Origin of the sequence: Levilactobacillus lindianensis (assembly GCF_003946095.1) — a bacterium.
Lineage (GTDB): Bacteria > Bacillota > Bacilli > Lactobacillales > Lactobacillaceae > Levilactobacillus > Levilactobacillus lindianensis.
This window is the reverse complement of record NZ_RHOD01000038.1, coordinates 1-12,590: the sequence shown is the minus strand read 5'-3', so window position 1 is coordinate 12,590 and position 12,590 is coordinate 1. Positions and strand designations below refer to the sequence as shown.

The following is a 12,590-nucleotide window of genomic DNA, read 5'->3' as shown; positions in this document are numbered from 1 at the left end:
CTAAGGAACGCACACAGCTTTCAAAACCAGAAAACAAGGCTATCTATGGGCGTCGAAAGATTGATGTAGAGCCAATTTTTGGCAAGACGAAGGCTTATTTGCATTTCCATCGCTATTCGGTACGCGGCCTAGAAAAGGTCAAAAAAGAAACTGGAATCCTCGTTCTGGCATTGAACATCCTCAAGTTAGTCTCTACTAGAGAAAAATGGATTAAGAATCAAGAGCATAGAAATAAGGCACGAAACCAAAATTCGGTTTCGTGCCTTATTCTTGTTCTATAGAGGTCAGTTATGTCACAGCCTCTTATTTTTATTGGGGTACTTTGATTTTTAACACTACTTGTGATTAATACAACGCTCGCATCCGGTCAATTTCCGTCAGAACCGCTGCCCGTAATTTTGGACTTTTTACCACGCGAACCAACGCACCCTGGCCCATAATCCAGAGCACCAGGCCTTGCATCTGACCAGTTCCAGAAATAATCACACTCGTTGGATTGGTCTTTAGAATCTCGGTCCCCGTTGGGTGGTAGCGTTCCTTAGCCGCTGTGGCTCGACGGACTTTCTTCACACCAGGCAGACTATCCAAAGCGGTCTGTGGCCAGCCCCAGTACTGAATTTCGTACGGTTCCGAGGTCAGTTCATTCCCCAAAAGATAGGTCTGATTCAAGCGGTCACCCTCATTAGTATTCATCGGTTGTTCCGCCTGGTGAGCCGCACGTAAACTATCCGATTCCATACGATCCAACCGATAGACTTGCTCGCTACCTTGTTGATGGGTGTAGATCCATACGTAAAAGTAGTGCGCCGAAAAAGTGACACTGGTTGGCTTACCCACAATGGTGTTAACGGCGCCCTTGCTGTTTTGATACTTGAATCTAATCCACTTGTCGGCCTGAATATAAGTGGCAATATCATCCAACAGCGGCAGCTTTTCCATCGTGCTGGCTCCGATATGTGGCTGTGTCTCTTCAGCTGGCCAAACCTTGGCATTATAGCCCACGGGGCGATACGTCCCAGCCGTCACGGTCGTTAGTCGCCGGGCTTCCTCACGGTGGCTCGGCGACAACAAACTCAAGAGATGCTCACGAAGCGTCAGCATTTCAGACTTACTCAGCGCCCGCACCCCAATCACCATTTTCAATAAAGCTAGGACTTCGGCATAGGTCAACTCATCTTGCGTCGCTAGGTAGTAGGCATAGACCCTACTCGTCCCGCGTTGAACCAGATCATGGTTCCAACTCCAATCACGCTGTTCCAAAACGGCGGCCTTAATTGCCTTTATGTCGCGCCGAACTGTTCGCTCATCGACGCTGTAAGTTTCCTCCAAGTCTTTGACTACAATCCGCCCACCCTGCCACAGGGTGATTAACATTTCAGCTACGCGTTTCTGTTCATTACCTTTTCTATTTGCGTTACTCGCCATTTCGTTACCTCCATCTCGATAACTTTTCGTTAGAAAGTCGACGTTATCTCGTAGCCGCTAGTAAGGTCATCACCAAGTCATTGAACGAGAGATCATAGCGTAGGGTTCGCCCTGACGACAGATCAACAACTTCGTAGACCGTTTCCGGTAGGCCTTCTTTACTGTCTCGGCCCGTAGCCGACAGATCAACGATTTCACCGTCAGCCTCTTTGAACTTATCAATATCAGCAATATTAGACAATCGCCGCTGCCGCCGTTGAATTTGAAGATTGACGTGCTGCGCAAGTCGCACCAACCCATCGGAGAACTCGCGGTCACTGGTGTATTGACGTCCGTGAAAAATTTTAGACAATGCATCGCCAGCTTCGGTAAAGGGAATCGCCCCACCGAAGCGCCTTTTCTCACTTTGGTCCGTAAACTGATACCAACACGAATCGCCTGAACCTTGGTCGGGCACCGCCAAGTCCTTCAGAGTGAGCAGGTCCTTCAGCGTCACAATCCTTCGCGCCTCGCTTTGCCAACAAGTCAGCAGAGATAACTGCGCATAATCCAGCGATAGCTGTTCTAGCCGCGGCCACAGGAGCCACTCGCGAATCTGCTGTGGGCTTGCCCCACAACGTAGCGCATAAAGGACCGTCCCTAAGCGTTCCCGGGGGACGAGTCGTAGCAACGATTTCCCCGCTTGATCCTGAATAGTGAAGCGTAGGTCATCGACCTTATTGACACCTCTTGGCTGACGATCCTGTCGCACAGTATTTTCCCAATCGTAAGCCAACATCGAGGCCTCTCGAGCTTCGTTTTGCGGTTGATCGTTACGCAACTGCGGATGCAGTAACGCCGCCACCAGCCGCCGATCATCATCAACATCCCATACGCGATCACAGACATATCGGCTACCCATGACCGTCAGACCCATTTTCGCTAGGTCCTGAATCAAGCTAATGATGATGCTGGGTTCCTGTACGTTCGCTGACAAGCCTTGGTCGTGATCACTAGCTCCTAAGGTCGCCAATGTCGTTTTAAGTTCGTCCAACGTCACCCCGTTGGCATAAACACCCGCATCGTTATAGAGCTGATACCGTCCGGCGTTTACAGTCAATCGCCGGCGTTCTGGCGACAGGAGGGTCACGTCGCTCTCTGGCACCACGATATCAGCCTCACTATAACGGTAAATTAACATCGTGGCAGTCATCTGGTGTGCCACTAGATATTGGTTATAATCCATTGCTTTTTTCAACAAAACCATCACTCCTTAGTCATCAGCTCACTAGTATTCACCTGAACCTACTTGATACACTCATTATACGCAGCTAAATGGACATATCATGTCAGTTTGACCCTTTTGGTCACAACAATTTTCAACTTTAAATGCTGGGAAACCACACTCGGCCACCCTGCTCTAAACCGCGTCCTCTAGCTATCCTTCTTTGAAAGGAATATCTTATTTCGGGCGATCAACGCCAACAAGGTTGGTACCAGTTCCCGAAATGACAGGTCGTAGCACACTGAAAGTCCTGCATCACGATCCAAAATTTCATAGACCGTTTCCGGAAAGCCACCGGTGTTGGCCCGGCTAGTCGCCTCTAGATCTGCAATTTCACCATTTTCGACCTTAAATCGATCGACGTCACACACGGCTAATCGCCGACGCTGTCGGCGCTGAATTTGCAAGTTATAGCAATCGGCGAGACGGACCAACCAATCGGAGAATTCACGATCACTGGGGCGTGGGTCGTTGTGGAAAACAGCTTCTAAGGTTCTTCCTGCCTCTTCTGGGACCATCGCACCACCCAAGTCACGCGTATCGGCGGCGTTAGTAAATTGAAACCAACGCGCCGTGATTGGGCGATCGGTGGGCACGGAGACGGTGTGTAATTCCCGTAAATCCGCGAGCGAAGTTATTGGCTTGGCTGGCGTCTGGCGACTTTCAACTAATGCTAATCGCGCCGAACCAATCAAAGACTGATCCAGTCGCGGCCACAGGAGCCATTCCTGCAATTGCTGGGCTGAAAAGCCACAACGCAAACCATAGAGAACAGCACCCAACAAGTCCAGCGGGATCAAACGGAGCACTGGATGACCCGCCTGATCTTGCACGGTGAAGCGAACCTCGTCGACCAGTTCTGCGTCGTGCCCATCATGTCCTTCGCGCATGACAGGCTGCTGATCCTCATCCACCATGACGGCTGAACCTGGCGCTTCGCCAGTGCGAACTGTGCACCCCTTATGTCCCAACAGAGTCGCCATCAAGCGACGATCGTCAGTCACCGTCCACGTCCGTTCGCAAACATAGCGACTACCGGTCACGACCAACCCCATCCGGCTGACCTGACGAATCAGCTCAACCACAATATTTAAGTGCGGTTTTTCAGTCGATAAGACCCGTGGCTGGTCACTGGCCATCATCGCTGGCAATCGCAGGTTGAGATCGGCTAATGTCAGACCATTGACATAGAAGTCGCCAGAATTATTGTAAAGTTGGTAACGTCCACCCCGTTGGGTTAGCCGTCGCTGTTCCGAAGATAACAGGGTCACCCGACTTTCTGGCACCACGGCATCTGCCTGACTGTAATCATAGACTAAGAGGTTCGCATAAATCTGTTGGTCCGCTAGGTATTGGTTCAAATCAATATTCCCTTTCAGCATCGACATCGCCCCTTCAGCTTTTTTTGATTTCGCTAGTCAGGAATACTAGTGAAATCAGTTGATAACCAAATTATATCAGCTGGTACCGACATATAGTGTCGGTAATTTCACCATTTCATCACAACTTCAAAAAATATCGGTGATCATTCCAGTCGTTCATGCCTCGAATATAGAAAGAATGTTAGCTCTGTCTATCCCCACAATCATCCCACCCCCAACATATTTTCACGGATTCTCGACCAAATCTGACTCGGTAACCATCCTTTCATTGACCTCGCCAAGTCATAAACAGTATGCTAGGGGCGACTGTATTATCAGTGATCCACCAGAGGAGGAACTCCATTGAAACGTCGTTCATTCACCATGCTACTTCTAATCACTCTCTGTTTAGCCCTCATTTCACCAACCACCACAACTGCTCAGGCGGCGCGACGTTCCCAGCTGGCTACCAAGCAAGGACTCCTCATCGATCTTGGCCGGCATCCCCTCTCCGAAAATTCACTTAAACGGGTCATCTCAGCCGCGGCCGACCAGCACTTCACTTACGTGGTCCTACATCTCAGTGACAACGAGCACCTCAGCTTTCAATCGGCCTATCTCGGGAATCGGGCCTCAAAGACGGTCTTGTCACCTCGGGCTCTCAAACGACTGGTCACCTTTGCCAACCAGCGCCAACTTCAATTGGTTCCAGACGTTGATTTGCCCTCCCATGCTGGGGCGATCCTTAAACAACTCAAACGCAAACACGGTAAGACCTATCGTGCCGTCAAACTCGACCGAGAAACCCTCGACTATACCAGTCCTAAGGCAATCACCGTTGCCAAAAAAATCTATCGCGAACTGAACGCTAGCTTCAAAAACCAGCCTTATCGTGATCTCATCATCGGCGCTGATGAGGTTCCAGGAACGGACGGCGACTACCGCTACCTAACCAGATTCGTCAATCAACTCAACCGCAATCAGAACAAGCGCGGCTTTACCACCGTCGTGTGGAATGACTCAATTTTAAAGAAACAATTGCCAAAACTAGATGCCAACATCGTGGTCAACTACTGGTCCCAATCTGGCAACCATAGTGAACGGGCCGAACTCGTCAACCGTCGATCTAAGCGGGCTTCCGTCCCGGACTTAGTTAACCGCAAGCGCCAGGTTATCAACTGCAACAGTTACGCCACCTACTATCAGCTACAATACATTGGCAATGCCGCTTACGACACCTACTTCTTGAATTACCTTCGTGACGATTACACCCCGACGATGTTCAACGAAATCGATCGGACCAACGCGAACCACAATCGGACGCTTGAACCGAGTGTGACCACCCGCGGCACCCTCATCAGTCTCTGGGGCCACGACTCCCACCAAACTTCGACCACAGCCATCGTGACCTTTATTCACCGCTTGAGCGTCCCAAAGTAGTTATCCCAGCTTAACTTGAAAGGGGTCACATCTTAAAGATTGTGTGACCCAAGCGCTTAGTTAATTCACTTGCCTGGCTTCAGAAATCTAAGACCTAGGTTTACCGTTATACCAGCACTTTACCCTCCTAATTAGTTTGTTTATATGATATACTACAATCATGATAACGGTGCTAAACGTATAAGGGGTGTATTAAATGAATCGACTAATCCATAAGATCACCATCTCCGGACTGACCCTGCTGTTACTAAGCGGTGTGGTTAGCCCAGGTATTGCCTTTGCCGACTCGTCCACAAGTCCTGTAGCCACTGCGAAAACGACCGAGCAGACCTACAACGTCCAATCAATCGGCCTGCCCTATACCCTGGTGAGTGACAAGACTGGTACCCACAAAATTTACTGGTATGCTAAGTGGCCAGCCAGTGTGACTGCCAAACAAGCCAATGATCCAGCATTTATTCAAGGGCTTAATGACCTGTACCCAGAAATACCGGATATTTCTAACTTCACAGGTTCGTTTGCCAGTATGATAGTGCCAGTCTCTCTCTTCCCTGGTGAAACGACCATTGATTATCTGGTTCGTTCAACCGGAGGTGATGCAAGTAGTGGGGCTGACTTCATTGATAGCATGACTACCTCCACCTATATGTCTTCGTGGATTATCGGAAATTCCGCCCGCTTTAAAACGGGACAGCTCACACGAGAAGACTTTCAGGCAAACTATGAAAATGAATTTAGACCAAAAATGGAAAAAATAGATGGCACAGAAGGCCTCATCAAGTCATACGATCAGATTTTTGCCACTGAAGACGATGACATCTTTAAGTCACTCATCTCCAGTATGATGAGTGGCATGTTACTCGGAACTCATCTGGGTACCGAATCCGACGAACAACTGGCCACCATTAAAACCGATGATAGCGTACGGCAAATGCGCGCAATGCTAACAGCACCGATGACCAATTACCTGCACCTTCAAGCTGATGGCACGTATGAACTCGATGGACTCATCCTCGGTGAATTTCAAGCGCTTAGTTCCTGGTTCGTAGATGTCGTCACGCCCGATCCGGATCCCGATCCCAATCCCGCAACGAGTCAACCAGTAACCGTCCACTACGTCGACGCCAAGGGCAAACAAGTTGCACCGGATAAGACGCTGACAGGAAGTCTAGGAAGCGCTTATACCACTGATGCCCTCACCATTAAGAGCTACAAGCTTTCAAAGACCCCAGCCAACGCCAAGGGGACCTTTACTAGTCAGGCCCAGACCGTCACCTACATCTATGAACCTGAAATTCAGACGGGTGGTTCTGGGGCAACGGTGGCTCCCGAGGGCAGTGCTATCTATGGTCTCAAGAAGCTCGCACTGTATAAGAAGACCAGCTTTACCAAAAAGAACCGCATCACCATCTACGCTAAGAAGTCACGGCAGAATCGGCCAATGTTTGTTGTGACCGGCTATACCAAGTCAGCCAGTGGGGCCAAGCGCTACAAGGTTCGCGACGTCAATCACCACAGCAAGACTGCCGGTAAGACGGGCTATATTACGGCGAAGAAGTCTGTCGTGGCTCCGGTCTACTACACGAAGAAAACCAGCAAGATTACCGTCACCAACCCTTCCGGTATCAATGCCTACGCCAAGAAGAACCTGACCAAGAAGAAGGCACACTACCGTCAAGGACAGGTGCTCAAGGTGAAGAAGATCGTCCACCACAACCTGACCACTCGGTTCGTCTTAACGAACGGTCGCTACGTGACGGCCAATAAGAAGTTGGTCATTGCCGGAAAGAAGACGATGCCTAAGAAGATCGTCACCAAGACCGCCATCAATCGTTACCGCACAGCCAACCTAACCAAGCGCAACCGCCATTATCGTAAGAACACCGTGCTCAAGGTAACGGGTTGGACCTATTCCAATGCGAACAACTTCAGCAAGCATGACACGCTGCGTTACCAGATTAGCGGTGGCTATGTGACTGGTAACTCGCGGTATGTTCGCGGTATCAAATAATGTAATTGATCTCAAAAAAAATCCCGCAGAAAATTCTGTGGGATTTTTTAACGTTCTACACAACTCTTATTTCGATAAATTCACTTATGCTAATCCAATTCAGATGGATTGACCTTATGATTCCGCATAAAGACCGCGGCACAGATCCCCCCAATTACGACAATGACGGCTGACGTCAGCGTCACCGCCCGCGTCCCGTTAGCATAAGCCTGCCAAACAGTCTGTTGAATGGCATGGGCAAATGGCAGTTTCGCTAACCGAGCACTGAAGGCAATGCCGTGGCCCGAGAATGGCCCCGCACTGACCAAGGCTTGGTGAATACCAGTTGCGGCTGCCTTCGGCATGTTGATCTGACCAAAGTGCGTTGTTAAGTCGTTTTCGTAGACATTGTTTTGAATCAAACCGAGGCCCACAATTCCTAAGGTCACCCCGATTTGCCGGAAAACGTTAATCAATCCAGAAGCCATTCCCATCTCACGTACCGGCACGCCCTCCATACCACTGCTATTTAGGAGCGGGTTCACCATCCCATTGGTAATCCCCATGAGCACCATCCCCGGCCATAATCCGGCGAAAGAGACGTTGACTGTCATGGCGTTGGCCAACATGAGAAACCCAATTCCACCTAAGAAGAGGCTACCACTGATCATCCGCTTTTTAGAATAACGATTGCCAAGATACCCGGTCAGTGGCCCTAGGATTAAGGACCAGATGCTAATCGTCAATTGCCGAACCCCGGCCTGTAACGCCGAATAGCCCATGTAATTTTGCATCAACGCCGTCAGATATGTATTATACGAATAAATCCCCGCCCCCAGAGCCAGAGCCACGATGACGGTCCCCACGAAATGTGGATTCTTAAACATTTCTAGATTGACCATCGGCTGTTTCAATCGACCCTCAACCCAGATAAAGAGGATAAAGAAGACAATCGCCGCACCAAACCAGCCTAACATTTGGGGACTCGTCCAGTGCCATTTCGGATGATTTTCTTTAAGAATTAAGCCGTAGATGAGGGCAAATAAGCTCCCTGCGGACAGCGCCATCCCAGCAAAGTCAATCTGATGATCATGACTCAGATCCGGCACCTCATCGACGTAGATGACTGTTAAGATAATGGCAACAATCCCGATCGGAATATTCACGTAGAAGATTGATCGCCAGCCAAACTGGGCCACCAGGTAACCCCCAACCAGGGGACCCGAAGCCGAAGACAAGCCGATAATGGACCCCAGAATTCCCAGGGCCACGCCTCGTTTGCTTCCCTTAAAACTAACCGCAACCAGCGCCATGGCCAGGGCATTCATCCCCGCCCCGCCTAGAGCTTGGGCGCCACGACCAATATCCAAAACCAACAGATTAGGTGCCATCCCATTGATCGCCGAAGCGAGGACAAAGATCGCTAAGGAAATCACGAAAACTCGCTTTAACCCATACATGTCACCAATCTTAGACACGATCAGTAAGGTAACCCCCAGAACCAATGAGTAGGCATTTAGGACCCACTGCACATTGTTAAATGATTCATTGAAATCACGGACCATGGTGGGCAAAGCCACGTTCACAATCGTGACATCTAGTAAGGCCATGAAGACCCCCAGAGAAAGGGCGACTAGCCCAATCCAACTTCGTGTTGACTTACTCATTGTGCTGATTTCCTCCATTCATTTCGCCGCGGAACCCAGACACTCTCCAAAGTTGTTTCTCGTTTATAACCAGACACGTCCCGCGTTGTTAAAATATCCAGCATTGATGATTCGTACCTGTTGTACCTTTACTTAACAGGTCATCACGACTTATTAAGTATAGGCCATCTCGACCGGTTGCCAACACTTAATGGTAAATTGTTGATAATCGCTTATAAAAATTGCAATACTCACGCCAGAGCAAAATCGGACGACCAAATTTATTGTCTCGTAAACAATAAAAAGTGCCTACCAAACTCATGGCAGACACTTTCAATTTAATTTTGAGATTGCTGAACAGGTTCCCGTTGCTGATTTCCTTTTAAAAACAGAGCCGCAATTAAACTTAGCCCTGAGATAACTGAAATGATCAATAACTGGTCATGATAACTCGTTGAAAAGTTGTGGCCCCCACTGGCTAAGGCAATCACAATTGAAACCCCAACCGATTGCCCAAATTGATGGACCGTGTTGACCACGCCGGACGCGGCCCCGGCAATTTCAGGATCGGTATGGGCTACCCCTTCCATGGTTAATGGGCTGAGTACCAATCCCTGACCGAATCCAAAGATAATCATTGGGATAACCATTGCTATCCAATAGCCTCGCTCCAGACCCAAGACGATGGTTACCAAGAAACTCAGGGTAACGAGCGCGTCGGCAATTACAATCAAGCGAGCATTGCCAATCTTATCCGACAATCTTGAAACTTGTAGGGCCCCAATAAATTGAGGAATGGTCACGGGTAAAAAGGCCAGACCAGTCAACAGCGGCGTAAAACCATACATGTGCTGCAGAGCTTGGGTGGTCACAAAGTAGTAAGCGAAGGCTCCACCAATAAAGAAGAACCGTGAAATGTAGGCACTGTTACGCTGACGATCCTTAAAGAGTCGTAAAGGCATGATTGGCGTGTTCACCACGTGTTCCACATAGACAAATAACCCCAGTGTCAGCATTGAAAGAAAGAGTGCTGGTACCTGATAAACCGTCCCATCAATGCTATAAACCAATGCCGATAGGCCAAGCACCGACAGGATCGTTCCCATAATATCAAGCTGGCCCGCACGCTTACTCCCATCTTCCGTAACAAACCGAATTGTCATGAGAAACATCAGGAGACCAACCGGAACGTTTAGGAAAAAGCCATAGCGCCAAGAAAACAGGCTGGTGATGATCCCACCAAATACCATCCCAAAGCTAGCGCCAATCCCAGCCGTGGTGCCATAGGCTGCAATTGCCCGTGACCGCATCTTTCCTTGGTAGTTATCCAGTAGTAAGGCGAGCGTGGTTGGTGCCAAGATAGCCGACCCCACGCCTTGAAGCGCCCGCATCGCAATAATCATTGGGGCATTGGTAGATAGCCCCACCATCAAAGATCCAAAGGAGAACAACAGTAGTCCAATCAAGAAGACCCGCTTCCGACCATAGACATCCCCAATCCGGCCGCCGAACAGTTGGAAGCCCCCAAAGGTTAACGTATAGGCACTGCTGACCCATGCCAGGGTCTGATCATCCATGTGCAGATCCGCGGCTATTTTCACCATACTGGTAAAGACAATCGAATTATCCAAAAGAATCATGAAGTAACTCAACAGGATAATCGGTAACACGATACCAAATTTTTCTTTATTCTTATTCATTACAAACTCCTATCTCAATATGATCGGGTCAAGATCAGGATCGAATTCCTGTTAGAACCGCGTTAATCCGATAACTCAACCTGAATCACAATTTATCTTCTGAAGTGAATGAATCAATCATAAAGCGATTCGGAATCTTTGAAAATTACTAGATTAGCAAGCTAGTATACGCGAGACGTATGCTGTAAACCTAATAATTCTGAATTCGACATTAGACCCTTAAATTTATCTGGCTCAAGAAAATTAAAGAGCTACAGGAATCAGCTCTTTTTCGACATCATATTCAATGATCCTTAAGATACCCATCTCACTCTGACAAGCTAATACCCAACACCAGTAGTTAAAAATAACGTTGTCATTTCTACCCTTTCCTGCATTATACTTAAAGTATCGGGAGTTTCAGGGAAAATACATAGGGAGGTCATCTAATTGTTTAAACGTAACAGAAAAAACGTTCTGCTACTCATGTTACTAGGTGTCACTGTTGGAAGCTTAGGCATTACTAGTGCGTCAGCAATACCTGTGAAGAATGTAAATACCGGAAAAAGCATTGATAACCTAATCCATAAGGTCGATATCAGTAATCTGTCGTATTTCAGAACCATGTATGATTACTCAAAAAAGCCAGTTATGTTAAACGATCAAAATAGATTTCAAACTTATAAACTGGAAAAGCCACTTAAACTAACAAATGAATCTAGACATAAGGTCGTCACCTTACCTAAAGGAGCCGTTGTATCAGGACTCAGTGATGACCACGGAAATCTCATGGGGGTCAATAACCCTGCGTTAAGCATCAAGAATCAGAAGAAAGTCTTCAAAGGTCTTGGGAACTGGCGAGAGAGTTATCTGGTATCCAAAAATAATGGTGCGGCCAAGCACCCATACACCAGAGAGACCGCCTTTTCTCATAACTCATTAGCGAGTTTCCCTTTCTTATCCGTCAAGTCCAATAACCTCTGGTATGATTATGGTGATTTCTCCTTGCCATTCGTTTCAATTACATCAGATAACCAGCTTGTTTATCACACTAAGGGTTCCAAGTACAAACCGACACGTTATGTCAAAATCAAAAAGTACAAACGAACCCATTCCACAGTTACCTATTACCTGGCTAAACCAATTAAAGGCGTCGTCACCAAAAAGGTGAAGTCTGGCAAGTCTCATCTTTATCGTGTGACGTTTAAAATGGGACGTGTGTTCAAAGCGTTCCTTGACTATACCGACGATAATGATGGCTACAATATTACAATTACAAATGGCAGACAACAATTCTTCCTCCAATTAGATTATTTAGGTTGGCAAATTACAAGTTTAATCCGAACAAGCCCGGAATCTTTCAATGGCAGTCTGTTGATGATGTATTTTTAATGGTCGTTGATTAATTAGTTCAAGTGCTGCTAGGATCTCATCAGTCGTTACTTGGCTAAAATTGGTCTTTTTCGGGAAGAACCAGCGTAACCGCCTATTAAAATATTCATTGGAACCTCGCTCCCATGGTGAATATGGATGGCAAAAATAAACTTTGATCTGATAATCCTGTTCTAAGGCCTGATAATTGGCAAACTCTTTACCATGATCAACAGTAATGGATTTTACTTGGGGACCGAAGGCCCCCATAAACTTGCCAAAGGCGGTGTTTAGAGCCTTAGCCGTTCTATTAGGGGCTTTGATGGCCCATAGAAGTCGGGTCTTACGTTCTACGAATGTAACCAGACATGATCGTGACTCACTTCGACTAGAAAGCACCGTATCTACTTCCCA

9 protein-coding genes and 1 pseudogene are annotated in these 12,590 nt (G+C 47.9%); 4 read left to right on the top strand and 6 right to left on the bottom strand.

Features of this window, described 5'->3' with window-relative positions; all coding sequences use genetic code 11:
• Nucleotides 1-281 (top strand): transposase (locus tag EKM70_RS10550; protein ID WP_164506303.1); only part of this gene is annotated, 281 nt, incomplete at its 5' end.
• A gap of 64 nt (nucleotides 282-345) precedes the next feature.
• Here EKM70_RS10550 and EKM70_RS10545 read toward each other — a convergent pair.
• From EKM70_RS10545 to EKM70_RS10535, 3 genes are all read right to left on the bottom strand, one after another.
• Nucleotides 346-1,425 (bottom strand): helix-turn-helix transcriptional regulator, encoded by a 1,080-nt coding sequence (locus EKM70_RS10545; RefSeq protein WP_125547641.1) that lies wholly within the window; start codon nucleotides 1,423-1,425, stop codon nucleotides 346-348.
• A 43-nt stretch (nucleotides 1,426-1,468) separates the two neighbouring features.
• Nucleotides 1,469-2,665 carry a hypothetical protein gene (locus EKM70_RS10540; protein ID WP_125547639.1) on the bottom strand — a complete coding sequence of 399 codons (1,197 nt, stop codon included), beginning with the start codon at nucleotides 2,663-2,665 and terminating at the stop codon, nucleotides 1,469-1,471.
• A 173-nt stretch (nucleotides 2,666-2,838) separates the two neighbouring features.
• Nucleotides 2,839-4,071: a hypothetical protein gene (locus EKM70_RS10535; RefSeq protein ID WP_125547637.1), complete on the bottom strand. Its 1,233-nt coding sequence runs from the start codon at nucleotides 4,069-4,071 to the stop codon at nucleotides 2,839-2,841.
• 342 nt (nucleotides 4,072-4,413) lie between these two features.
• Between EKM70_RS10535 and EKM70_RS10530 the strand changes: the two genes are divergently transcribed.
• Both EKM70_RS10530 and EKM70_RS10525 read left to right on the top strand, forming a co-directional pair.
• Complete coding sequence (locus tag EKM70_RS10530; RefSeq protein WP_225416437.1) at nucleotides 4,414-5,490, top strand: family 20 glycosylhydrolase; 1,077 nt, start codon at nucleotides 4,414-4,416, stop codon at nucleotides 5,488-5,490.
• A 196-nt stretch (nucleotides 5,491-5,686) separates the two neighbouring features.
• On the top strand, nucleotides 5,687-7,501 hold the full coding sequence (locus EKM70_RS10525) for a DUF5776 domain-containing protein (RefSeq protein WP_125547635.1): 1,815 nt from the start codon (nucleotides 5,687-5,689) through the stop codon (nucleotides 7,499-7,501).
• Nucleotides 7,502-7,590: 89 nt separating this feature from the next.
• On the opposite strand, the gene EKM70_RS10520 is transcribed toward EKM70_RS10525, so the two are convergent.
• Both EKM70_RS10520 and EKM70_RS10515 read right to left on the bottom strand, forming a co-directional pair.
• Complete coding sequence (locus EKM70_RS10520) at nucleotides 7,591-9,147, bottom strand: MFS transporter (RefSeq protein ID WP_125547633.1); 1,557 nt, start codon at nucleotides 9,145-9,147, stop codon at nucleotides 7,591-7,593.
• A gap of 317 nt (nucleotides 9,148-9,464) precedes the next feature.
• A complete protein-coding gene (locus EKM70_RS10515; protein ID WP_125547631.1) occupies nucleotides 9,465-10,826 on the bottom strand; it encodes an MFS transporter in 1,362 nt (453 codons plus the stop codon).
• A 429-nt stretch (nucleotides 10,827-11,255) separates the two neighbouring features.
• Between EKM70_RS10515 and EKM70_RS10510 the strand changes: the two genes are divergently transcribed.
• A complete protein-coding gene (locus tag EKM70_RS10510; protein ID WP_125547629.1) occupies nucleotides 11,256-12,197 on the top strand; it encodes a hypothetical protein in 942 nt (313 codons plus the stop codon).
• On the opposite strand, the pseudogene EKM70_RS10505 reads toward EKM70_RS10510, so the two are convergent.
• Nucleotides 12,141-12,590 (bottom strand): annotated as a pseudogene (locus EKM70_RS10505) (IS30-like element ISLsa1 family transposase); the annotation flags it as partial. The gene EKM70_RS10510 and the pseudogene EKM70_RS10505 sit on opposite strands and share 57 nt — an antisense overlap.

Excerpts from the sequence above, each read along its gene's own strand:
- EKM70_RS10525 (WP_125547635.1), top strand. The coding sequence starts at position 5,687 with ATGAATCGACTAATCCATAAGATCACCATCTCCGGACTGACCCTGCTG.
- EKM70_RS10520 (WP_125547633.1), bottom strand. The coding sequence starts at position 9,147 with ATGAGTAAGTCAACACGAAGTTGGATTGGGCTAGTCGCCCTTTCTCTG.
- EKM70_RS10515 (WP_125547631.1), bottom strand. The coding sequence starts at position 10,826 with ATGAATAAGAATAAAGAAAAATTTGGTATCGTGTTACCGATTATCCTG.
- EKM70_RS10535 (WP_125547637.1), bottom strand. The coding sequence starts at position 4,071 with ATGCTGAAAGGGAATATTGATTTGAACCAATACCTAGCGGACCAACAG.
- EKM70_RS10545 (WP_125547641.1), bottom strand. The coding sequence starts at position 1,425 with ATGGCGAGTAACGCAAATAGAAAAGGTAATGAACAGAAACGCGTAGCT.